Genomic DNA, 23,783 nt, shown 5'->3' with positions numbered 1-23,783 from the left:
AAATATGACCATTTTATATCGAATCGCTGTTTTACTGTCGATTATTTTTTCGATGACAAGTCATGCTGCAGATTCCAGGAAGCAGGTTTTTCATCGCAGCTTCTGGAATCCAATGTACCATGGAGAGCGTCTGAATTACTGTTCTCTGGACGGTAAAAAATGCGGTTTGGAGCTGGCGACCGTGTATTGCCGGATGATGGGGTATAAGCGTGCTGATCAGGCGATAAAAGATAACAATATCGGTTTGACCAATTATCTGGTTACTACCATGCGCTGCAAGGGATGGCAATGTAATGGTTTTAAAACCATTCGTTGTGTGGGCGATATTTCGCATACACCCGCACAGCCTTACCATTATCGATATCGACGATTCGTGGTTCCGCGATACAATAATTATCGGGTTGCCTGGTGTTATGATGGAGAAAAAGGCTGCGGACGCCGTGCTGCTTATTCGTTTTGCAGACGAATGGGCTATCTCAATGTCAAAAAATACCAGATTGAGAAATGTGTGAAGGCAACCAAGGCTATTGGTAATCAAAAGCTCTGTTTCGGGCCGACCTGCAGTGCATTTGCCGAAATCAACTGCTATCGATAACCGTCAAAAATTTCGTAGGTTTTAATTTTTTTTGTCATATATTTGACAGAGGATGAACTGTTAACAATACTGAACACTAGGTGTTTTGACTTAAGGATAAGATTTATGCGTGGTAAGGAGACTGTGTTTGTAATTGATGAAAACAAGGAACGTTGTGACAAACTCAGTGTCATTCTTAATTTTATCGGCAAGCCTTGTTCAATTGTAAATTTTTCGACATTCATGCAGATAGACGATTTGCATGGTCAAATTGCTATAATAGGGCTTGAATCAGAAGCAAGCCTTGAGCTATGTCTCAGGCAGTTGGCTGCCCGGGAGCCATTGGTCCCGGTTATACTAATTGATCCACCCGTATCTCAGGTGGTATCAAAAATTCGAAATGTGATTGCCTCGCTTTATTTCCCTTTCAGCTATCATCAAATCCTGGAATCCCTGCATAAGTGCCAGATTGTTTTGGAGCGGCAATACTCAAAAAGGGAAGAGTCCAACCAGCCGATGCTGTTTCGCAGCCTTGTTGGAAACAGCGAATCGATAAAGCAGGTGAGGAAACTTATTGCTCAGGTGGCCAACAGTGAAGCCAATGTCCTTATTCTTGGAGAGTCAGGCACTGGAAAGGAAGTGGTCGCAAGAAATATTCATGCGCTTTCGGAACGTGCGGGTAAACCCTTCATTCCAATTAATTGCGGTGCTATTCCTGCTGAATTGCTGGAAAGCGAATTGTTTGGACATGAAAAAGGCGCATTTACCGGTGCCATTACGTCTCGTCAGGGACGATTTGAACTGGCTAATGGGGGCACGCTGTTTCTCGATGAAATAGGCGATATGCCGCTTGCCATGCAAGTAAAGCTTTTAAGAGTGCTGCAGGAGCGCTGCTTTGAGCGAGTGGGCAGTAATAAAAGTATTGATGTGGATGTCCGAATTCTTGCAGCGACCCATCGTAATCTGGAGCAGGCAATAAAAGAGGGCAAGTTTCGCGAAGACTTATTTTACCGCTTAAATGTGTTTCCAATTGATGTTCCCCCTTTACGGGCGCGAAAAGAGGATTTGCCCTTATTAATTAATGAGCTGGTCGCCAGAATTGAGGGGGAGGGTAAATCGGGGGTGCGCCTGTTACCTGCCGCTCTTGAGGTTTTGGAACGATATCAATGGCCTGGGAATGTCAGAGAACTTGCTAATCTAATCGAGCGCTTAAGTATTTTATATCCTAACGGGATTGTGGATACGGGCGATTTACCCAGCCGATTTAAAACAGGCACACGTTCATCTGGGATAATAGGCTCGGAGAGAGAAACTTTACTGACTGTACTTGGCCAGGAGCAGCCACAAACAGCTGACGGGATTGATCTGAAAGAACATCTGGAGAAAACGGAGCTGGCTTTAATTAGCCAGGCATTGAACGAATCCGACTGGGTTGTCGCTCATGCAGCAAATTATCTGAATATGCGGCGCACCACTCTGGTGGAGAAAATGAGAAAATATGGCTTAACCAGGCCAGAAAGGCTTCAGTCTTAATGGAGGGTTGATGCCTGCCGCTTCGCAGCAGGCGTTTATTGGGTCTTGGTCAGTATCGCTAAGGAGGGGAGTGAGGAGGACGATTACTCTTTATCTTCCTTTTTAGTTTCAGCAGCGGGTGCTTCAGTTTTTTTGGTAACGACTGTCTCTGTTTTAGAGCTTACAATTTCTGTTTCTTCAGTTTTATTGGCTGCTTCCGCTTCTTCCCGATGTTTTTTATATTCGTCAACGATTTCGCCTACACTATTTTTCACATCCTTAAACAACTTACTTGCGAAAGAGGTGATTTCTTGCAAGTTAGGAAGCTTGGATTTAAAATCAGACATCGTATTCTCCACTCGTCTATAAAATTTCTGTTAATTTAATTATATCTAAATTAATAAATTTCGCGAGAATTTCCCTGTTATTATGCACATAGCCCAGCTTAGGTATGTTGCAAGTCTTAATCTCTGAGATCGGATTATTTTGATAGATGGTTGCCCGCCTGCGCGGGCATGACAGGATTTTGTCCTGTACAACGGTTGCCTTGGAACAAATGTCATGCCCGCGCAGGCGGGCAACCATTTTGCATTTGGCACTAAATATGTTGGACTTGTGCTCTCTTTATGTTTCAAATACCATTACCTCATTTCATTTTTAAGCCGCGCTCATGCATCCCGCCTTTGCAAACTATTTCAAAATTTATACAAAAGAAGCTGCTCCTTTCATGCATCAGCAGCTTGAAGAATGGAGAGTAACAAAACCGCTGGCAGGTTTACGAGTGGTGCACCATGTTCCCCTGGTTCCCAATACCCTATTAAAAATAGCCTGTCTTATTGCAGGGGGCGCAGAGGTGACGGTGACAAACCCTTCTTCATTTATGACGGCTCATCCCGAGGCGGTAGATTGTTTAAAGCAGACTGGCGTTCAGTATACTGAAAATCTGAATCAGTTACGTTCCGAGACTTTTGATCTTTATTTTGATTGTGGCGCTGAACTGTATCAGGCTTTGGGTAAGCCGAGAATTGGCGCAATTGAGCTAACTGGCTCAGGCGATCTAATTTACCGCAACCAGGAACTGGATTTTCCAGTAATCAGTATTGATCACAGTTTAACAAAGCAACTTGAAACTGTTTTTGGCTGTGCTGATAGTTGCCATTCAGCGATATCACAATTGCTTGGCATCAATACGGTAAACAAATCATGGCTAATTTTTGGCTTTGGAAAAATTGGCAGGGGAGTCGCCTATTTCTGTGCTCAGAATAAAGCTGCTGTTGTGGCAGTTGATATCTGTGAAAATCAACGCAGGTCAGCCCGACAGCTAGGGATAGAAGCGATTACTCCGCTAGATAGGCAAACATTACATCAAGCGATCCAGAATGCTGAAATTATTGTTACAGCGACAGGAAAGAAAGCGATTATGGATGCCTATCCTCATGATTGGTTTAAAGGAAAAATACTGGTCAATATGGGAGTGTATGATGAATATGGAGCAAACTTTACTGAGGAGGAGGTTCTTAACCAGAAAAAACCAGTGAATTTTGTTCTCAATGATCCCACGCCCATGAAGTATATTGATCCTGAGTTCTATATTCATAATATTGCCGCTTTGACGTTATTGTCTGAAAATTTATCTCAGGGAGTGCATGGGCCAACAAAAGATCTGGATAACAGAATCATAGAAGACTGGTGCAAGTATCATTCATTCCATTTAGAGATTATTAACAAATGGTTTGTTAACTACATGTAGGTTGAACCCTTGGCCCATAGCCGTCAGGCTAAGAATATCTGATCCCCTCTCCACCGCGCGCAGCGGGGGAGAGGGTTAGGGAGAGGGGGCTATAAACAAGGTCGCGTAGCGATTCATTAATCATATTTCTGTGATTATGGTTTATTGCCACGACAAAATAGAATCACTAACGTGATAAATTTTTTAACCCCCTCACCCTACCCTCTCCCCCCACGCTGCGCGCGGTGGAGAGGGGATAACATTACTTCTTAGCCTGACGGCTATGAACCCTTGGCCCAACCTAAGCGGAGGCAGTTTTTCAGCTCACGCCCAGGGGTGAAGCATTTTGGCAGCCGGTTTAAGAATTTTACTGGCTAGCGACTGGCGGTGATGAGAAATTATTTTATACACATTAAAGTGATTCAGTTTTTCAATAATTACCTCATCGCTGGTTTTCAATTCGTCTACCAGTTTTAACTTAAAGGCATCGAGTGACAGCCAGTGCTCTCCTGTGGATACTTGATCGATATCAATCTCCTCGCGATTTTGCAACACAAATTCGCGAAAGGCCTGATGTATTTTTTCAAGATCCTCCTGAAATTTTTGCCTTCCCTTTTCGGTGTTTTCTCCAAGAATAGTCAGTGTTCTTTTATATTCGCCCGCAGTAATTAACTCTACGTCCACATTGTGTTTTTTCAACCAGCGATGAAAGTTTGGGATTTGTGAAACCACGCCAATGGATCCTACAATTGAAAAAGGGGCCGCAACTATTCTATTGGCAATGCAGGCCATTAAATATCCGCCGCTGGCGGCAACTTTATCAATGCAGACAGTCAATGGAATATTCTTATCGCGAATGCGCAGTAGTTGGGAGGCTGCAAGACCATAGCCATTCACAGCACCACCTGGACTTTCCAGCAGAAGCAACACTTCATCTTTCTTACCCGCTATGGATAAAATCGCAGTGATGGCATCACGCAATTGCTCCACTTCAGTTGCTTTGATATCCCCATGAAACTGTAAAACATAGAGGGAAGGCTTTTCTGATTTGCTTTCTTTTTTGGACTTTTTAACTTTCTCTGCTTTGCCAGCGACTTTTTTAAACATCAACTGCCTGATTTCTTCATATTGTTTATTAAGAGAGACAATTTCCAGTTTAGGCCTTGGTTTTTTGCTTATCGCCATGATTCCAGCCAAAGCAAGCAAAAGACTAATCACAATGGTTAAACACTTTAAAAGAAACATCCCGTAATGGGCCAGAAATTCCATACCAACTCTCAAAATTCAAATTGTCATAAGATCCTTCATAATTAAGGATAAAGCAAGAAAATTTGTAAGTTCTTCACTCTGGGTTATAATAGGCATTTCCCTCCAAGATTCAGTATGTTTAGCGTCTTTGCACTCAGCTTTGAATATGACGATCAGTTAATATTCAAAAATGTTAGTTTTTCCCTCGCCCGAGGTCAATTATTGCATCTGAAAGGGGTTAATGGTTCCGGAAAAACGACTCTTTTGCGTTTGATAGCCGGTTTACAACAACCAGTGTCTGGTGATATTTGTTTCAATGGAAAATCAATTTATGAGGATTTACCCTCCTATTACCGGCAGATTTGCTATGTAGGCCATAAGCAGGGATTAAGCCCTTTATTGACTGTCAGGGAAAATTGCCTTTTTGATTTACAGCAGCAAAGCCAGCAGGATTTGTATGAAATTTTCTCGCGCTTAAGATTGACAGAAGTCGCTGATAAACCTGTTTCTCAATTGTCAGCGGGACAGCGGCGCCGGGCCGGCCTACTTCGTATTCTAATGACAAAAGCCAACTTATGGTTACTGGATGAACCATTAACCGCTCTGGATGAGTTTTCTTTGCGCTGTCTGGCAGGCTGTTTGAATGAGCATTTGGGGCGGGGTGGTCAGGTCGTGATGACTTCTCATCAGCAACTACCTTCTCAATTACGACCTGATCTGGAGTACTGTCTTTGAGAATATTCAAAAATCAGCTAAAGCGAGAATTACTTATTTATTCACGCCAGCCCCGCGGGCTACTGAATACCAGTTTGTTTTTTTTCATGATCGTCATTTTCTTTCCCCTGACTATTCCGCCTGTTAAAGAAATTGTGCGTCAGGTCGCTCCAGGTTTAATCTGGACTGCCATGCTATTGTCTCTGTTGCTGGCATCGGAGCGAATATTTCAGCAAGATTATGAGGATGGCATCATTGAACAATGGTTAATATCGGGTTTTTCGCTTAACCTGATTGTTGTAGCCAAGCTTTGTGTCCACTGGTTATTTTCTATTATTCCCATGTTGTTATTCTGCCCCTTGCTGGCATTTCTGTTTAGTTTTAGTTATCAGGAAGCCGCTTTACTGGCCGCAAGCTTAATTTTAGGAACCCCTGCTATTCTTGCTCTTTGTGTACTGGCTGCCGCCTTTAGCACTCGCTTACAACAGAAAGGGATTTTTATGGCTTTAATTCTCCTGCCTCTGGTAATTCCGGTGATGATATTTGGAAGTGGAGCTTGCCTGGCCGCCCTGGAGGGTTCATCTGCTTCTGCTTATCTGGCAATTCTTGCTGCACTGTCTCTTCTGGCAGTCAGTTTTCTGCCTTTTGCAATTTCTGCTGTGATTCGCATTAGCCTTAGCGATTAATGCATGATAGAATTTAGCTTTTTTTCTGATTCATAAATTCCCTATGTGGAAATTTTTATACCAAATGGCATCGCCGCAAAGCTTTTTTAACAAGACTCAACGCTGGCTTGGCGTTTTGGGCTGGCTTGCCTGTATCTTTTTAATCCTCGGTTTTGCCTGGGGACTTATTTTTGCTCCAGCTGATTATCAGCAGGGTGATGCGTTTCGCATTATCTATATTCATGTGCCGGCCGCCTTCCTGTCATTGTCCTTATATGGCTTTATGGCGTTTATGTCTCTGTTGCTATTAGTTTGGCGAATCAAGCTTGCAGGGCTGATGTTAAACGCTGCTGCACAAACTGGTGCGTGTATGGCATTTATTGCTTTAGCAACTGGCAGTATATGGGGAAAACCCATGTGGGGAACCTGGTGGGTATGGGATGCCCGATTGACTTCCGAGCTTATTCTGTTAGTTCTGTATATAGCCATACTGGCAACGGCCGCAACCTTCAAAAATAAAGATCAGGGTGATAGGCTGGTGGCTGTATTAACATTGGTCGGAGCAATTGATTTGCCCGTGATTCATTATTCAGTTTACTGGTGGAACACGCTGCATCAGGGAGCGACATTGTCCTTATTTGCTAAACCAAAAATTGCACTGCCAATGCTGTATCCCTTGTTATTGACCCTTGCAGGATTTTCCTTCTTTTGCGTCTGGGTTATTTTACACAAAGCGGGTAATGAGCTGTTAATACGTGAAAAGCGTCAGCATTGGGTGAGAAAACTCCTGGAAGAAAATGTATGATTAACGAATTTATTAGCTGGTTTTCTATGGGGGGGTACTCCATTTACATCTGGCCTGCCTATGGCCTGGTTTGCGTGCTGCTGGTTATGAATTTGCTGGGCATTAAGTGGCAGCGAAAACAAACCCGAAGAAAATTGCAGCGCTGGTTAAAGAGAAATCAGTCATGAATCCTGCTCGTCGCAAAAAATTAACCCGGCTAGTATTTATTGCTTCTATTCTGGGAGTTGCGGCTGCTCTGGTGATGTATGCCTTAAGGCAGAATATCAGTTTGTTTTATACGCCAAGCCAGATAGCATCTGGAGAGGCCCCTCATCAACAGGTGATTCGTGTGGGTGGCATGGTTGCTGTGGGAAGTGTGATTCGTTCTGAAAAGGATTTATCTGTCCAGTTTGAACTGACCGATTTCAACCAGAAAGTTACGGTCCATTATCGAGGCATCCTGCCTGATCTGTTTCGGGAAAATCAGGGAATCGTAACAAAAGGACAATTACTCGATAACGGTCAGTTTTCAGCCACTGAAGTATTGGCTAAACACGATGCTAACTACATGCCTCCTGAAGTGAAGGCAAGTTTGGCTAAAACAAAGAGAAATATAAGTTAATGATTGCTGAAATCGGTTTGTTTAGTCTCATTTTAGCGCTGCTGTTTGCAGTTCTTTTGGCCTCAGTGCCGTTTGTTGGGCTTATCAGGAACAATGCTGTTCTCATTAAGAGTGCAAATTACTATGTAGTCGCTTTGTTTGCTTTCGTTGCATTTGCCTATCTCTGTTTGACAATTTGCTTTCTCAATGACGATTTTTCGGTCTCCTACGTGCTTTCCAATTCCAGCCTTTCCTTGCCCTGGTTTTATAAACTCTGTGCTGTATGGGGCGGGCATGAAGGCTCAATGCTCTTGTGGGTGCTTATCTTAAGTTTCTGGACTGTAGCGGTTAGTCTGGCCAGTAATTCGCTGGACCCAAAATTTCGAGTGCGAGTTCTGATTGTCCTTGCCCTGTTATGTATTGGTTTTCTACTCTTTCTGCTGCTTACCTCCAATCCTTTTTTACGCCAGTTTCAGTTGCTAGATACTGAAGGCCGTGATCTGAATCCTCTATTGCAGGACCCGGGATTTCTCTTCCACCCGCCAATGCTATATATGGGGTATGTTGGGTTCTCGGTGGCGTTTGCATTTGCTATCGCCGCCTTATGGGCAGGGGAGTTTGAGTCAATATGGGCAAAATGGACACGCCCCTGGACTCTCGCTGCATGGTGCTGCTTAACCGCAGGTATCACACTGGGAAGCTGGTGGGCCTATCGGGAATTAGGCTGGGGTGGCTGGTGGTTTTGGGATCCGGTGGAAAATGCGTCGTTTATGCCATGGCTGGTCGGTACTGCACTACTGCACTCTCTGGCAGTCAGTGAGCAGCGAAAACAATTTATTGCCTGGACCTTGCTGTTAGCGATTACCGCCTTTTCTTTGAGTCTTATCGGTACTTTTTTAGTCCGCTCCGGCGTTTTGACTTCAGTTCATGCCTTCGCTGTTGATCCGCAAAGAGGATTATTTATTCTTGGGTTTTTATTAGTGGTTATTGGCGGCTCCCTGCTTATTTTTTCTCTGCGCGCTAAATATCTCCAGAAGCAGGGAAGCCCCAGTATTTTTTCCCGAGAGAGTGCTTTATTACTTAATAATGTATTTTTAGCTGTCGCCATGCTGACAGTACTTATGGGTACTGTTTATCCCTTATTAGTTGATGGTCTCGGTTTAGGTAAGCTCTCTGTGGGTGCGCCTTACTTTAATGCCGTATTTGTTCCTCTGATGATTCCTCTGTTAATTGTTATGGGACTAGGTATTCATTTGCGCTGGCATCAGGATGCGGTGCGAAGCACATTTAAAAAACTGTTACCGGTGGTTATATGTAGCCTGCTGTTTCCTTTTATCCTGCTTTTATTCCTCGCTCCAGAAATTAATGGCTATTGCCTGCTGGGGTTATGCCTGGCCTTTTGGATTATTTTAAGCACCATTTTCTTAATCATTTTAAGAATAAGACAGCGGGGTATTCAGGCCATCACTCAGGCGTTCTGGGGAATGATTTTCGCTCATCTGGGCGTAGCTGCTACTGTGATTGGTATTGCTGTTTCAACAGCTTACGGTATTCAGGATGATGTGCGCATGGCGCCAGGAAGCAAAGCCTCACTGGCAGGTTATGTGATTCAATTTGTACGGGAGTCGTCCTTAAGCGGGCCGAATTATCACGGAGCACAGGCAGAGTTCAGAATTAGTTCAAAAAAAGAAACAAAAACGATTTATCCGGAAAAACGTATTTACAATGTGGGAAAAATGGCAATGACAGAATCTGCCATCGACGTAAGTGTCTTTCGCGATATTTATGTGGCCCTGGGAGAGCCTCTCGATGATACGGCCTGGTCCGTCCGGCTCTATTTTAAGCCCTTTATACGCTGGATTTGGGGTGGGGGATTTCTTATATTGGCAGGGGGTATTTTAGCCTTGTCCGACAGACGATATTTTCAGGCGAGAAAAAAGCAGACGGTTCACCTTAACCCCGAGATTTCAATATGAGAAAAGTATTTATTCGCGGCATTCCATTCTTGTTATTTGTTGTACTTGCTGCTTTTTTATGGAAAGGCCTCTCGCTTGACCCGCAAAAACTCCCCTCTGCCCGCCTCGGGCAATCATTGGGCTCCTTCAGTTTACCAGCACTCCAGCAAGAAGCGCCGGCATTTGCGCCTGAGTTATTTAAGGGACAGATTGTTCTGTTAAATGTCTGGGCGAGCTGGTGTGAAGCCTGCACAATGGAGCAGTTTTTTCTGATGCACCTCGCAGAACAAGGTGTGAAGATTTATGGCGTTAACTATAAAGATAATCCCGAAGATGCTCGTAAATGGCTAAAAGAATGGGGAAACCCCTACGTTGCTGTGGGAGAGGATATAAAGGGTAAACTGGCCATGGATCTGGGTGTTTATGGTGCGCCTGAAACATTTTTGATTGACCAACAGGGAATTATTCGCTTCAGACATGTGGGCATCCTTGACGAACAAAGCTGGACAAGCGAATTTTTACCCCGGATCAGAGAGTTGGAGAAAAAAGCATGATGAAAGCCGTTCTGGCGGCCATTCTGGCTATTTTCATGGTGAATGTGGTGTATGCAAATTCCATGTATCCATTGGATACAGAAAGACAGGAAGCGCAATTTAATCATTTATTGAAAGAGTTGCGTTGCCTGGTCTGTCAAAATCAGGATCTGGCAGATTCACACGCTGATTTAGCAAAAGATTTACGCCAGCAAGTATATGTGATGGTGAAAGACGGAAAAAGCGATAGTGAAATTATTAATTTTCTGACAGATCGCTATGGTGATTTCATATTATTTAATCCGCCAGTGAAATCGATTACGCTGGTCTTATGGTTTGGTCCGGCAGTTTTTCTCCTGATTGGATTTTTTATATTTTGGCGTACTTGTCTGAGGCAAACTGTAAATGAGTGAATGGTGGTTAGTTTCTTATCTCGGCCTGATATTGCTTCTGGCGCTTTTAGTGATTGCCGGTTCTTTAAGACCATTCAAAAAAACGATTGGTTTAATTAGCCCCTTAATTATTATCCTGGTTAGTCTGGCCTATTGGCAATGGGGCGGGTGGTTTGAGTGGCAGGAGTTTGTCAGCAAGGAACGGAATCAGCAACAGATTAAACAGGTCTTATCAACCATTAAAAATACGGATGAATTAATAGAGAAACTAAAGGCTCGTCTGGATAATAGCCCGGCAAGTGCTCGTGGCTGGTATCTTTTGGGAAGGCTTTATGCGAGCCAGAGTCAATGGGCTGAGGCAAATAAGGCATTCCAGAAGGCCTATCAATTTCAGCCGAACGATGAGAAAACCATCGTTAATTATGCGCAAAGCCAGCTTCAAATGAATGACGGGAAATTTAACGATTCAGTCAAAACACTTTGCCTGAAATTGTTAAAAATGAATCCAGAGCAGCCTGATGCTCTGTCAATGCTGGCTATGGATGCTTATCTGAACCAGGATTACAGCTCCGCGATTTCATACTGGCAGCGATTGCTCGCCCTTGTTCCGCCAAAATCCAGGGATGCAATTATGATCCAGAAAGCAATAAGCAAAGCGATTTCCAAAGCGGGTAGCCAGTAGCAAGTCACCCGTAGTTACCCGGTGTTTCCATAAACAATTGACAACCCATCATCAATGCTGTCACAGTAAATTTCCATACCATTAGACAACAGGGAGTTTCTAATGCCGGAAAAACGTGCTCAGCAGCTATTAAATCGTCTATTTGCAAACATTGATTTAAAAACCAATCCAGAGATTATTTCCGTGATCCTCACACATCTTGGAATGGATCAATTTGAACCAGAGGATGAGAATATTTCCACATTTCTTAAACTCATCAAGGCAGAGGCAATTGATGTCAGTGCCTTGGTTCATAAACTGATTGCCATTATTCTGGATATAGAACCTTTTGCAAATTTACTGGAACAAATTGAGAAAGATAAACTGATTTCAGAGCAGGAGTTTGAAAAAATAGTACCCGTCATCAGACTGCAAATTAATCTTTTGTGTCTTTTTGAAGCGTTCGCAGCCACAATGGCTAACAGTCGCAGTTTTAACGAAGACGTGTATAAGTTCATTCTGCGCCAAAGACATACCCCGATGCCTGGAAGTCCCTTGGGTTATTTATTTTTTAATAAAAGAAAGGATGCTTCAGCATTTAAAACTATCAAGGTTATTTCGGTGGATCCTGCTCAGACGGCGGGTGCTTTTCTGCGCCAGCTTGATGGCAATAAAGATTCAGAATTTGTTAGAAATGAAGCCAAAAAATTTATTAAAAAATACGGCTTGTCCTTGTGGAACAAAAAAATAATTCCGAAAAAATTTGATCATGAGTATTATGAGTCGGTTAAAAATGTAGCGCTCAATATCCTGGAGGCGACAGCAGAGGATGCTCATCAGGGCGCTTATGCGAATGCCTGCAGCGGCTGCGGGTTAATTGCCGACATGGAATATCAGGACTATAGCAATCGTTATGTGGCAAGAAAAATGGTTTTACCTCAGGGAGAGGAACTCGGCCGTGATTTTAGTCATCCTTTATTGCCACAGTTAAAATTAAATCCCCGCCCTAAACTGGTGTGTGAGTTTTTAATCGATAAACTATGGCAGGATCTTTATACCAGCTGGAATAGCTATTTTGTGGCTAAAAATTTTGATCCTGTTTTTTTAATAATGAAATTACTGGTTCCTTCAGTTTGCGGAGCTGAACCGCTTCATTATCTGGAGACCAGAGTGTTTCTATTATTTCTGGTAGGCAATCTTTTTCATAATTGCCGGGTAGACAGTAATCCTTTTTTCCAGACTGGGTTCAAACTTGAACATCAGGAGCAAATCTTCAGACTTTGGGGAGAAATAAACAAAGAGTACGCTGAAAAAGTGTTGAAGGAGCACGGGAATAAATCTACTGACACAGAGGAATTGTATCGCCGCATTATTGGTTCTTCGCCTTTTTTGTCTGTAACCAATAATCTGTATCATTTTGTCAGTGATTATGAGCATTTCAGTGTTTTGCCAGAAGAAAATCATGATCTTTGTGTTATTAGTTAATGAGACGAATTTTTGCATTCTGCCAATCTTCGTATACACTAAATTCATTGATATTTATGGTATTTATTCAGGGAGGAATAAATGAAAAATGCAGCCTATCAAATTATGGAATTAACCGGTACATCAACCGATGGAGTAGATGATGCCATTAATAATGCAATTCTGCAGGCGTCCAAATCTTACGGTACTCTTGCCTGGTATGAAGTAATCAGCACAGGTGATGTTATTGAAGGCCAGAAACGAAAGTTTTATCAGGCCCAAATTAAGTTCGGTTGTCACGCTCATTAGGCCTAGGGAAGAGGTCTGCCGCTAAGTTAAGGAAATTATGTCCTTCCCGCGAAGGCGGAATCCATTCCTCAATTGGCATTATAGCTAGCTCAGAGATGGAATCCCCGTCTTCTCGGGAAAGACAGCTTAATGGCAGTGAGGGAAGAGGGGCGGCTTCTCATAGCGATCCAAGAGAAGTCCTTCTCCTATCCTCGCTTCTGGTCAAACTCTGATTTTTATGAGAAAAAAATAGATAAAGTCAATAAAAAATTTATAAACTGCTCGTACAACCTGTAAATTATCCTAAAGTTATGATATAATGTACGGTTAAACTCACCTAGGAGTTAACATGGCGCTTTTAGTTTTACAAAAAGCACTCACCTTTGATGATGTGCTCCTTGTTCCCGCTCACTCCACTGTATTGCCTAAAGAAGTCCTGCTCAAAACTCAACTGACTCGTGATATCCAGCTCAATATCCCATTGATTTCTGCTGCAATGGATACTGTGACCGAGGCCCGTCTGGCAATTGCTATGGCACAGGAAGGCGGCATTGGAATTATCCATAAAAATATGACAATTCAGGCTCAGGCCGAGCAAGTCAGGAAAGTTAAAAAGTTTGAAAGCGGGATGGTGAAAGATCCTGTCTCTGTGACTCCCAACGTCACCGTTCATGAGCTTCTGGAAGTGATGGCCCGGCATAATTTTTCAGGTGTGCCAGTAGTTGAGAACGACCAGCTGATAGGTATTGTCACTAGCAGAGATATTCGTTTTGAAACGAATCTGTCTTTACCGGTTTCTGCCGTTATGACTCCCAAAGAGCGATTAGTAACGGTAAGAGAAGGCGCAAGCCGTGAAGAAATCAGAAGTCTTTTGCATCGACATCGTCTGGAAAAACTTCTGGTTGTGAACAACGCATTCCAGTTACGTGGATTGATTACCGTTAAAGATATCCAAAAAGCAAAAGAAAACCCCTTCGCTTGTAAAGACAGTTCCGAGCAGTTGCGAGTGGGTGCAGCCGTTGGTGTTGGAGAAGGCACTGATGAACGTATTGAAGCCTTAATCGACGCAGGCGTTGACGTAGTGATTGTGGATACGGCGCACGGACACTCAGAAGGTGTTTTAAATCGAGTTCGATGGATTAAAAAGAATTTTCCTTCTATTCAGGTCATTGGCGGTAATATAGCAACCGCTGATGCCGGCCGGGATTTGGTTGAAGCAGGAGCGGATGCGGTCAAGGTAGGTATTGGCCCAGGATCGATTTGTACAACCCGTATTGTGACAGGTGTTGGTGTGCCGCAGATCACCGCTATTGCCAATGTGGTGGAAGGAGTCAAAGGCGCTGTACCGGTCATTGCCGATGGGGGAATACGCTTCTCTGGCGACATTTGCAAGGCACTGGCTGCCGGGGCTGATACAGTAATGCTGGGCGGGATGTTTGCAGGTACCGAAGAATCTCCTGGCGAAATTGAACTGTATCAGGGCAGAACTTATAAAAGTTATCGCGGCATGGGATCAATCGGTGCAATGTCTCAGGCACAGGGCTCTAGTGACAGATATTTTCAGGATGCGAGTCAGGGCGCTGAGAAACTGGTCCCTGAAGGTATTGAAGGCCGTGTTCCCTATAAAGGGCCAGTTCAAACGATTATTCAACAGATGATGGGTGGTTTGCGTTCCTGCATGGGGTATACCGGATGTCAGACAATTCAAAGCTTGCATGAGAATGCCCGATTTATTGAAGTGACTAACGCGGGTATGAGGGAGTCTCATGTGCATAATGTGAGCATAACCAAACAAGCACCTAACTACCAGGTGGATAATTAAAAAATGAGTTCTATTAAACGGCAACCTATTCTCATCCTCGATTTTGGTTCACAGTACACCCAGCTTATCGCCCGCCGAGTTCGCGAGATAGGCGTGTATTGTGAAATTCATCCCTATGATTTGTCGCAGGATGAGTTTTTGAAATTATCTGCCTGTGGCCTGATTCTTTCCGGTGGACCGTCTACCGTTACTGAAGTAGAAACGCCTTCTGCGCCTTCCTGGGTTTATGATTGTAATCTGCCTTTATTGGGCATTTGCTATGGAATGCAAACGATGGCAGCTCAACTGGGGGGAGAGGTTCAATCCTCTTCACTACGTGAATATGGCTATGCTGAATTACGTTTGCATGGTCATAGTCAACTGCTCAGTAATATTGAGGACAGAACAACAGAGAATGGTGATGCCTTACTGGATGTCTGGATGAGTCATGGAGATAAGGTGAGCCGTCTTCCTCCGGGGTTTGAAGTGATCTGTGAGACCAGCAATGCGCCAATTGCCGGTATGGCTGACGAATCCAGGCACTGGTATGGGCTGCAATTTCATCCGGAAGTCACCCATACGTTGCAGGGCTTAAGAATTTTAAAACGTTTTGTACTGGAAATTTGTCAGGCCAGTTCGGATTGGACTCCTGGTAATATTATAGAGCGATCAATTGATGTGATTCGCGAAAAAGTGGGCAATGATGAGGTATTGCTTGGCCTTTCTGGCGGAGTTGATTCTTCAGTAGTCGCTGCTTTACTCCACAAAGCGATTGGTGATCAGCTGACGTGTGTGTTTGTCGATACGGGATTGCTGCGCTTAAACGAGTCCGAGCAGGTGATGGCTATGTTTGCCAGACACATGGGCATTCGAGTTATCGCTGTCAATGCGGAAGAGCGGTTTTTACAGGCGTTGGAAGGGGTTGATTGTCCTGAGAAAAAACGAAAAATTATTGGCCGTACGTTTATTGACGTATTTGATGACGAGGCAAGCCGCATTCCAGGTGTGAAATGGCTTGCACAGGGTACTATTTATCCTGACGTCATTGAATCAGCTGCAACAAAAGGGGCTTCTGTTGTTATCAAATCACATCATAATGTGGGTGGACTTCCTGAAACTCTGAATCTCAAGCTTATTGAGCCCATTCGTGAGCTTTTTAAAGATGAAGTACGTAAAGTTGGCCTTGAATTAGGACTGCCTCATGATATGGTTTTCCGTCATCCCTTTCCCGGCCCTGGGCTTGGTGTGCGGATATTAGGTGCTATAAAAAAAGAATATGCAGACATCTTGCGACAAGCGGATGCTATTTTTATAGAGGAATTGCATCGCGAAAATCTGTATCACAAAGTCAGCCAGGCTTTTGCTGTCTTTTTACCGGTCAAAAGTGTAGGAGTGATGGGGGATGGGCGCCGTTATGATTTTGTAATTTGTTTGAGAGCGGTGGAAACCATTGATTTTATGACTGCACATTGGGCGCATTTACCCTGGGAGTTTCTTGCCAAGGTTTCAAACCGTATTATCAATGAAGTAGCAGGGGTTTCAAGAGTAACTTATGACATCTCCGGCAAACCGCCAGCCACCATTGAGTGGGAATAAAGACCGTTACTGGATGTGGCAAGCCTATGAACAGGCGAGGCTTGCCCAGACTACGGGTGAGGTGCCTGTGGGAGCCGTTCTGGTATCGGCAGAAGGTCAGCTCCTGGCATCGGGTCATAATCGAGTAATCACTGATAATGATCCCTGTGCACACGCTGAGATTGTTGTTCTGCGTCAGGCTGCCCGGATAATGAAAAACTACCGTTTGAATCATACTACACTGTATGTCACTCTCGAACCCTGTTGTATGTGCGCAGCGGCCGCTGTTCATGCGCGTATTGACAGGCTGGTTTTTGCCAGCCGTGACTTCAAAGCCGGAGCTGCCGGAACCATGCTTAATATTCCAGCTTTGGACTTTCTAAACCATCATTTAAAGATTGATGAAGGCATTTTACAGCAGGAATGCTCGGACTTGCTCAGCCAGTTCTTCAAAGGAAAACGAAAACAGTCGACTCTCCGTTAAATCGAGAAACTGTCTACAGCGAATTGAGGCCCAACTTTCTCGGGGTGAAGCTTTTTTTGTATCAAAAATGTTCTCATGTTTTCCAGGACTAAGTCGAAAGGATCTGCATCTCCATCTAATATCAGGGAATTCATTCGCGTCTTTAACAAAGAATTAATCATGGGTTGCGTTGTAGATTTAAAATAATCAATTCTTTCCTGTATCGCCTCTTCATTATCATCAGGACGTCCGCGCTCCATCAGATTTTTTACCATGGTACTTTCTTTGGCATTTAAATAAATCAGGGCGGTGGGCTGTCCAAAGTATTTAAGGAAATAGTCCAATTGTCTGGGATTTCTCGGGAATCCATCGAGGAATACTGTATTGCTTTTCCAAAGACAGGGCTGTGCTAAAAGTGCTTTAAATACTATCTGATCGGGGAGTAATCCGCCCTTGTTCATAAGACATTTTAACTCCACTCCCTTGGCATGATCATTCTGTAAGTGTCTTCTGAACAGATCGCCAGTCGAAATATGAGGAAACTCCGGAAAGTGTTTTGCCACAGTGGTTTTTCCAGTTGCAGGTCCTCCCATCAAAAGAATGATGTTTGCGGATTTACGAAAAAAAACAGGGCGCATAAATGAATAGATAAATCGGAAAAAAGAGTTTTTATCATGAGATGATAAAAAGGGCAAACTGTTTAAAAAATAATTTGAAAAATGTAACTCCCCAGGTTGTGGATGAGTTTGATTTTAATTCAATAAAATCATCTCAACGTCCTCCTGAACGTAGTGAAGGATCTCCTGAATCTGGCTCAGCTCTAAGCAGTTTGAGATCCTTCGCTACGCTCAGGATGACGTACCTAAGAAATATGCGCCCAAGGATTTAGCCTGAATCGCTTAAAGCCAGCATTTGAGATTTAATCATTACTTTTGATAAACAAACAATGAGAGCCAATGAGAGACCAGTCATTAAATAAGCAAGCATGGCAAGCGGACTGCCGGTGCTTTGAATCAGCCAGGTAACAATAAAAGGGGCGAAACCGCCAAATAGCATTACGCTGAAGTTATAGCTGACAGAAATCCCTGTTGTTTGTATAAATTCAGGAAATAAATCAGCAATCATTGGTGCAAAACTCGCCAGGTAAAATCCCATGAGAGCAGTCATGATGATTTGAATCAGCGCAAATAATGCGGTCTGATGAGCAAGCATCAGATAACTATAAAGAGGAAATGCCAGTATCAATTGACCTGACAAGGACAAGATCGCCAGTTTCACAGGGTTGATGCGATCAGCCAGCTTACCTCCAAAAAAGACACTGATTAAACCTGCGCATAGTCCGATAAAACAACAAAAATAAGCTTCATTCAGAGAAAAATGCAGATATAAATGGGCATATGTGGGCATGTAATTAATAATCAGATAAAGAGGAACTGACGCTCCGGCAACCAACCCCATTCCGCTGATGACATTGAAAGGCGCCAGATCACAAAATTTTGGATTTAAAGCATTCTTTTCGATAAGGGAGCTCGCAGAATGTTTGAACGTTTTTCTTAATAATATTCCTACTGGCATAATCAGTAAGCCAAGCAAAAAGGGTAAACGCCAGGCCCAGTTTTCGATAGTTTCTGTTGTGAAATATACAGTCATCAATAAGCCGACAACTGTTCCCATTGCCAGCGCCAGCAGTTGACCAAACATCTGCCAGGAGGAATAAAAGTAACGCTCTTTTTCTGGAGCCATCCGGATAAGAAGATTGATTGCTGTTCCAAACTCGCCACTGGTTGCCAGACCTTGCAGCATACGGGCAATAATTAAGATATAAGTCGCGTAAATGCCAATATCTCGATAAGTGGGGGTACAGACGATTAGAAATGTCGCGAAAGCCATTAAACCGATAATCACCAGCATCGCTGATTTCGAGCCGTAGCGATCAGCAAATAATCCAAAAATAACGCCTCCGAGCGGGCGCAGGCAAAAGCTGATGCCAAATGTCGCTGTGGTAGAAAGAAGGGCGCTTAGCGGATCCTGAGAAGGGAAAAATAGCCTGGATATAAAAACCAGCATAAAAGAGAAAACTACAAAATCATACCACTCTAGTACATTTCCAATAATGATGGCAGTCAATTGCCATTTACTCAATCCCTGATGATTCATATTATCCTTGTGACAAGCTAAGTGATGCTTATGGATTAGAACTATTATGACAGTTAAACTGTCTAAATCAATTAACCAGATCAAACTAAGAATGCGCTTAATCAGAAGCGATTCCATCGATTGGTATAAAAAGGCGAAACATAAATTTTTTGAATAATATGATCAAAATAACTCCATCCTGTGGTATATTTACCCGATTATGCAAAATTATTCACCATTGGATGTCATATGCCCTTCACATCAGAGCCAGTTGAAACATTAGATATTTATATTAAAAAAGATCTTTCAGATAAAATGGGTAAATTTTTTGCAGCTTTGAGAAAAAACTATACTGAAGATGACGCAAGCACTTTATTGGCCAACGCAAATACGCAGGTTAAGCCAGGAGAAATGGTCAATGATCGAATTGCTATAATTCTCATTAATCAATTTATAAAAGCTGAAAAGGGCATTTCCTATGAACCCAGAGAGTCAGTGAAGAAAGGTGAGGTGAAGGATACGTATTTTAATGATAAGGGCGAAAAATACTACCAGGTTAAGCGTCTGGTAAGCCAGCGCTGGAGAGTTGTGTATTTCAAGAGCATGCTGGAAAGATGTAAGCCGTCGCTTTTACCAGAATCGGAGTCATCATCCCATACACTTCCCACGCTAAATGAGGCGGAATTGGCACCCACTTCTACCTGGTCTATTCTTCAGGGCTTCAAAGACTCTTTAGGAGAGGAATACTCAAAGTTATTCGCTCCCAAACCTGCGGAAAAAAGAAAACTTGATAAAGAAATGGATGAGTTAAAACGTGAGAATAAAAAAATCAGAAGCAGCCTTAGGCAAGTGATGGAAAATCTGAATAATCTCAAAGCACAGCATGAGAGTTTGCTGCGAGTGCTAAGCCCCTTGACCTCCACCAGCACCTCTTCGTCCTTCACTTTATCTAACATGTCTTCCATATCTTCTTCAAGCACATCTTCTTCAAGTCCATCCTCTGAGGGTATGCTGACGCTTAATCGGAATCACCTGTTCAGTACTTCAGCACGAGTTGCCCTGGAACAGCCAGACCCAAGGCAACAGCCCCGTTCTTCAGATGATTGCTCAATGCGTTAATATGATTAAGCTAACTCTTTCATCAGCAGTTCCTTCAATCGCTCTTTTTCTCGAAGTGTCAAATGATTACTGCTGTGACTTGAGACATAGAAGGTATCCTCAACTCGCTCGCCTGCGGTAGCAATTTTTGCACCGTGCAATAGTATGCCCAGGCGGGTGAAAATACGACTTACATGAGCGAGTAAGCCTGGCCGGTCGGTGGCTATCAAAAACAATCGAGTATGTGTAAGATGATTTTCTTCACTAAAGCTTATCTGTGGAGGCAACTTGAAATGAGCCATAGTGCGCGTAATTCTGCGTTTGGAAATCGACGGAATTTCGTTGGCTTTTGCCAATTGTTCAACTAATGCCTGCTGGATGAGATCAGTTTTTTCCTTATCAAAAAGTGCCTGATGTTGTTCATCAAGGATAATATAGGTATCCAAATCAAATTCATTCTTACAGCTCAGAATCGTTGCTTCCTGTATGGTTGTATGATGATTGCTTAACACCGTGGTGGTAATTGTAAAGCGCTCGTCGTGATGAGGCATATAAATGAACACCTCTGTTCCCCCCTCACTGTGATGTGGAAGGATCATGACCAGTGGATATTCCTTACAATCAAGGATTGCTTTAGTGTGCTTGGCAATTATTTTAGGGGACTCATGCAAAAAATAAAGACCCTGAAAATTTTCCCATATTCTTTGAGCGCGAGCCGGAAGAATTTTATCAGCAATAAGAATTTCCAAAGCCTGTTGTTTGCGCGATTCAATTAAAGCAGATTCATTGGCAAAAGCGCTGGTTTCCAGTAATGCCTGTTTACTGGCTTTATATAACTCTTTTAGCAGAGTATCCTTCCAGCTGTTCCATAAAGAAGGATTCGTTCCACAGATATCCGCCACAGTTAAAAGATATAAATAGTCGAGGTAATGGAGACTTGGAAGTTTGCTGCTAAAATCCTGGATGGTCTTGGGATCATAGATATCCTGGCGTTGAGCCGTTTGCGACATCAGCAAGTGATTTTGTACAAGCCATATCAGCAGCTCCCGATCATCGTCGTCCAGATTATGGTTGATGGCAAACTGATTTGCTTCAAGTGCACCCAAATCGGAATGATCGCCCCCGCGGCCTTTGGCAATGTCATGGAAAAAGGCAGCCAAATAAATGATTTCCTTTTTCTTGATGGAAGACATAACCGAGGCGGCCAGCGGAAATTTTTGCGAATAAAAGGGATTGAGAAACCGAACAATATTGCGGATAACGTAGAGGGTATGCTGATCGACTGTATACACATGAAAAAGATCATATTGCATCTGCCCCGTAACTGCGGCAAAACAATCAAGATAATGGCCCAGTACCCCATAGCGATTCATGTGCTGCAAGGCTTCAAATGGATTAATTCCCTCCCTGAAAATCGCCATAAAAGCCGAAGTGACGCTTTTCGTAAGTTTAAACCGTCTGTTCATCAGATACAGCTGCTGGCGGATTAGTCTTATGGTGCTAGCCCTCACCCCCAGGATGTCCGGTTTTTTGGCAATCCACAGAAAAAGGCTGATTAGCGCCTGAGGATGCTGGATAAAAACACGGGTATGACGAATTTCAATAAAATTATTGGATAATTGAAAATAATTATCCAGACGCTGAATTCGTTGCTTTTCATGATGCACAATGGCTTCAGAAAACCATTGAAACAGCATTTCGTTTAATTCACGATTACGCTTAATTACGGTGAAGTACGCCTTCATGAACTGCTCAATTCCAAGTGAATGAGAATTGTCGGTGAAATTGAAAAGGCTGGCCAGCTTAAGCTGATGATCAAAAAGAAGCCGTTCTTCCTGTTTGCCGGTTATGGCATGCAGGGCAAAGCGAACGCGCCACAGGAAATGCTGACAGTTGATTAATTCTTCATATTCCTTATCAGTAAAGAAGCCACAGCTAATGCCGTCGGCCAATTTTTTAATACCATAATGCCGTTTTCCAATACATAAGAGCATTTGCAAGTCACGAAGAGCTCCCGGACCATGTTTAACATTCGGCTCAAGATTATATTCGGTTTCGCCATATTTTTTATAACGTGTCTGCTGCTCCTGCATTTTGGCCAGAAAGTAGTCTTCGCTAGGCCACATGTGCAGCGGATGGGTTTTATATTGTAACTCCTCCATCAGACTGCTTTTACCGCAAAGTAAATGCAAGTCGAGTATGCTGGAGATAACTGTCAGATCTTTTTGTGCGAGTTGCGCACAGGCTTCAACTGTCGTAATCTGATGACTTATATTCAGCCCTGCATCCCAGCATTCCTGAATGAAGGATTGAGCGCGTTGAATCTCAATTTTAGATAATTTTTCTGAATGCAATAACAAGAGATCAACATCAGAATGCAATAGTAACTCTCGTCTTCCATAGCTGCCAAGTGCAACCAGGCAAAACTGATTACTCAAATGAAGCCTGTTCTTATAGAATAAGCCTATCAGGCTCTGATCAATGAATTTGACCAGTTTTCGGGTAAGATGACCAATATTGGCCTTTTGATAAAATTCATTACACAGCTCTTCCCTGAACTGTTTTAACGTTTGTTTAAGAACCAGATTAGCGTTCTTCATCACGAAGCGTCAGGATTTCTACCCCGTCATCGGTGACCAGCAGGGTATGCTCCCACTGAGCTGACAGGCTGTGATCTTTCGTCACAACCGTCCATTGGTCCGGCAGTAAACGAGTGTGATGCTTGCCGATATTTACCATTGGTTCAATGGTGAAGGTCATGCCCGCTCGTAATATTTCTCCGGTATCAGGGGTTCCATAATGCAGCACCTGCGGGTCCTCGTGAAACACACGACCAATCCCATGTCCGCAATAGTCCCGCACAACCGAGCAACGGTTTTTTTCAGCATGTTGCTGAATAGCGTATCCAATATCGCCCAGGCGAACACCGGGTCTGACCAGTTCAATGCCAATAAATAAACACTCATAAGCAACCTGGACTACATGACGGGCTTTCACCGAAGGCTGTCCGACAAAAAACATTTTACTGGTGTCACCGTGATAGCCGTCCTTTATAACGGTGACATCAATGTTAATAATGTCCCCATTTTTCAGCGCTTTTTTTCCGGGAATACCATGGCAAACGACATGATTAATCGAAGTGCAAATCGATTTTGGAAAACCGTTATATCCCAAGGGGGCAGGAATAGCCTGCTGCTCGTTGACAATATAGTCATGACAAATTGTGTTTAATTCATCAGTGGTAACCCCTTCTTTCACATAGGGTTCGATCATAGTCAGCACATCAGCGGCCAGTTTCCCGGCGATGCGCATTTTTTGTATCTCTTCAGGTGTTTTAATGCTTACAGGCATAAGAGGTCCATAAAACGGTTAGAGCGGAATATTCACTGAAATAGTAGCATAAGAATTCAATTTCTACATCATGGATTTAGGCGTGTTTTTTATCACCCTTTGCCTTCACAAAGGCGTTGTTGCATAAATGAAGACAGGTGCGCAAAAAACTGTCTTTGCGAGCGTAAGCGAAGCAAACTAACTTCTAATTTTGTCAACATCGATCTAGATTGCTTCACTTCGTTCGTAAAGACGACAGG

Annotated in this window: 24 protein-coding genes; 18 read left to right on the top strand and 6 right to left on the bottom strand. The window is 43.3% G+C overall.

From position 1 onward, the window contains the following. Positions 1-4: 4 nt before the first annotated feature. Together E1O89_RS04720 and E1O89_RS04715 are read left to right on the top strand one after the other, a co-directional pair. On the top strand, positions 5-595 hold the full coding sequence (locus E1O89_RS04720) for a hypothetical protein (protein ID WP_112217999.1): 591 nt from the start codon (positions 5-7) through the stop codon (positions 593-595). Between the two features lie 105 nt (positions 596-700). Beyond that, the gene (locus E1O89_RS04715) at positions 701-2,107 is read left to right on the top strand and encodes a sigma-54 interaction domain-containing protein (RefSeq protein ID WP_112217998.1); all 1,407 of its coding nucleotides are present in this window, start codon (positions 701-703) and stop codon (positions 2,105-2,107) included. A gap of 83 nt (positions 2,108-2,190) precedes the next feature. On the opposite strand, the gene E1O89_RS04710 is transcribed toward E1O89_RS04715, so the two are convergent. Then, on the bottom strand, positions 2,191-2,433 hold the full coding sequence (locus tag E1O89_RS04710; protein ID WP_133139162.1) for a hypothetical protein: 243 nt from the start codon (positions 2,431-2,433) through the stop codon (positions 2,191-2,193). 323 nt (positions 2,434-2,756) lie between these two features. Here E1O89_RS04710 and E1O89_RS04705 point away from each other — a divergent pair, with 323 nt between their 5' ends. Beyond that, positions 2,757-3,836, top strand: coding sequence for an NAD-binding protein (locus E1O89_RS04705; RefSeq protein ID WP_133139161.1), 1,080 nt, complete (start codon positions 2,757-2,759; stop codon positions 3,834-3,836). A gap of 303 nt (positions 3,837-4,139) precedes the next feature. Here the strand turns inward: E1O89_RS04705 and sohB are convergent, their stop codons facing one another. Beyond that, a complete protein-coding gene (gene sohB / locus E1O89_RS04700) occupies positions 4,140-5,084 on the bottom strand; it encodes a protease SohB (RefSeq protein ID WP_133139160.1) in 945 nt (314 codons plus the stop codon). Positions 5,085-5,198: 114 nt separating this feature from the next. Between sohB and ccmA the strand changes: the two genes are divergently transcribed. The 14 genes from ccmA to tadA all read left to right on the top strand — a co-directional run bounded on the left by ccmA (position 5,199) and on the right by tadA (position 16,980). After that, positions 5,199-5,798: a cytochrome c biogenesis heme-transporting ATPase CcmA gene (gene ccmA, locus E1O89_RS04695; RefSeq protein WP_133139159.1), complete on the top strand. Its 600-nt coding sequence runs from the start codon at positions 5,199-5,201 to the stop codon at positions 5,796-5,798. Then, positions 5,795-6,463 (top strand): heme exporter protein CcmB, encoded by a 669-nt coding sequence (gene ccmB / locus E1O89_RS04690; protein WP_262337401.1) that lies wholly within the window; start codon positions 5,795-5,797, stop codon positions 6,461-6,463. The genes ccmA and ccmB overlap by 4 nt, the downstream gene beginning before the upstream one ends. Positions 6,464-6,488: 25 nt before the next feature. Then, positions 6,489-7,247, top strand: coding sequence for a heme ABC transporter permease CcmC (gene ccmC, locus E1O89_RS04685; RefSeq protein WP_112217992.1), 759 nt, complete (start codon positions 6,489-6,491; stop codon positions 7,245-7,247). Then, on the top strand, positions 7,244-7,414 hold the full coding sequence (gene ccmD / locus E1O89_RS04680; protein WP_255665307.1) for a heme exporter protein CcmD: 171 nt from the start codon (positions 7,244-7,246) through the stop codon (positions 7,412-7,414). Before ccmC ends, ccmD begins: the two co-directional genes overlap by 4 nt. Beyond that, positions 7,411-7,848 (top strand): cytochrome c maturation protein CcmE, encoded by a 438-nt coding sequence (gene ccmE, locus E1O89_RS04675; RefSeq protein WP_133139157.1) that lies wholly within the window; start codon positions 7,411-7,413, stop codon positions 7,846-7,848. Before ccmD ends, ccmE begins: the two co-directional genes overlap by 4 nt. Further along, positions 7,848-9,803: a heme lyase CcmF/NrfE family subunit gene (locus tag E1O89_RS04670; RefSeq protein WP_133139156.1), complete on the top strand. Its 1,956-nt coding sequence runs from the start codon at positions 7,848-7,850 to the stop codon at positions 9,801-9,803. The genes ccmE and E1O89_RS04670 overlap by 1 nt, the downstream gene beginning before the upstream one ends. Further along, the gene (locus E1O89_RS04665; protein WP_112217989.1) at positions 9,800-10,336 is read left to right on the top strand and encodes a DsbE family thiol:disulfide interchange protein; all 537 of its coding nucleotides are present in this window, start codon (positions 9,800-9,802) and stop codon (positions 10,334-10,336) included. The genes E1O89_RS04670 and E1O89_RS04665 overlap by 4 nt, the downstream gene beginning before the upstream one ends. Then, complete coding sequence (locus E1O89_RS04660) at positions 10,333-10,728, top strand: cytochrome c-type biogenesis protein CcmH (protein WP_410054758.1); 396 nt, start codon at positions 10,333-10,335, stop codon at positions 10,726-10,728. Before E1O89_RS04665 ends, E1O89_RS04660 begins: the two co-directional genes overlap by 4 nt. After that, positions 10,721-11,389, top strand: coding sequence for a tetratricopeptide repeat protein (locus tag E1O89_RS04655; RefSeq protein ID WP_133139155.1), 669 nt, complete (start codon positions 10,721-10,723; stop codon positions 11,387-11,389). The genes E1O89_RS04660 and E1O89_RS04655 overlap by 8 nt, the downstream gene beginning before the upstream one ends. A 102-nt stretch (positions 11,390-11,491) precedes the next feature. Beyond that, positions 11,492-12,853 carry a hypothetical protein gene (locus E1O89_RS04650; protein WP_133139154.1) on the top strand — a complete coding sequence of 454 codons (1,362 nt, stop codon included), beginning with the start codon at positions 11,492-11,494 and terminating at the stop codon, positions 12,851-12,853. Between the two features lie 81 nt (positions 12,854-12,934). Then, positions 12,935-13,141, top strand: a complete 207-nt coding sequence (locus E1O89_RS04645; RefSeq protein WP_112217986.1) for a dodecin family protein — start codon at positions 12,935-12,937, stop codon at positions 13,139-13,141. A gap of 328 nt (positions 13,142-13,469) precedes the next feature. Continuing rightward, on the top strand, positions 13,470-14,942 hold the full coding sequence (guaB, locus tag E1O89_RS04640) for an IMP dehydrogenase (RefSeq protein ID WP_058506716.1): 1,473 nt from the start codon (positions 13,470-13,472) through the stop codon (positions 14,940-14,942). Positions 14,943-14,945: 3 nt separating this feature from the next. Continuing rightward, complete coding sequence (gene guaA / locus E1O89_RS04635) at positions 14,946-16,517, top strand: glutamine-hydrolyzing GMP synthase (protein ID WP_133139153.1); 1,572 nt, start codon at positions 14,946-14,948, stop codon at positions 16,515-16,517. Next, on the top strand, positions 16,474-16,980 hold the full coding sequence (gene tadA, locus E1O89_RS04630) for a tRNA adenosine(34) deaminase TadA (protein ID WP_262337400.1): 507 nt from the start codon (positions 16,474-16,476) through the stop codon (positions 16,978-16,980). Before guaA ends, tadA begins: the two co-directional genes overlap by 44 nt. Here the strand turns inward: tadA and E1O89_RS04625 are convergent. After that, positions 16,977-17,552: a nucleoside monophosphate kinase gene (locus E1O89_RS04625; RefSeq protein WP_262337408.1), complete on the bottom strand. Its 576-nt coding sequence runs from the start codon at positions 17,550-17,552 to the stop codon at positions 16,977-16,979. The two genes, tadA and E1O89_RS04625, sit on opposite strands and share 4 nt — an antisense overlap. Positions 17,553-17,844: 292 nt before the next feature. Continuing rightward, a complete protein-coding gene (locus E1O89_RS04620) occupies positions 17,845-19,116 on the bottom strand; it encodes an MFS transporter (protein WP_165483058.1) in 1,272 nt (423 codons plus the stop codon). Positions 19,117-19,344: 228 nt separating this feature from the next. On the opposite strand from E1O89_RS04620, the gene E1O89_RS04615 reads away from it, so the two are divergent. Next, on the top strand, positions 19,345-20,214 hold the full coding sequence (locus E1O89_RS04615) for a hypothetical protein (RefSeq protein WP_133139150.1): 870 nt from the start codon (positions 19,345-19,347) through the stop codon (positions 20,212-20,214). Between the two features lie 5 nt (positions 20,215-20,219). Here E1O89_RS04615 and glnD read toward each other — a convergent pair whose 3' ends face one another. Continuing rightward, on the bottom strand, positions 20,220-22,793 hold the full coding sequence (glnD, locus tag E1O89_RS04610) for a [protein-PII] uridylyltransferase (RefSeq protein ID WP_133139149.1): 2,574 nt from the start codon (positions 22,791-22,793) through the stop codon (positions 20,220-20,222). After that, the gene (gene map / locus E1O89_RS04605; RefSeq protein WP_133139148.1) at positions 22,780-23,544 is read right to left on the bottom strand and encodes a type I methionyl aminopeptidase; all 765 of its coding nucleotides are present in this window, start codon (positions 23,542-23,544) and stop codon (positions 22,780-22,782) included. The genes glnD and map overlap by 14 nt, the downstream gene beginning before the upstream one ends. Positions 23,545-23,783: the final 239 nt, after the last annotated feature.

The sequence above is a fragment of the Legionella genomosp. 1 genome (assembly GCF_900640215.1).
Lineage (GTDB): Bacteria > Pseudomonadota > Gammaproteobacteria > Legionellales > Legionellaceae > Legionella_C > Legionella_C quinlivanii_A.
Note: the sequence above shows the minus strand (reverse complement) of the source record. Positions and strands in the feature narration are given on the sequence as shown.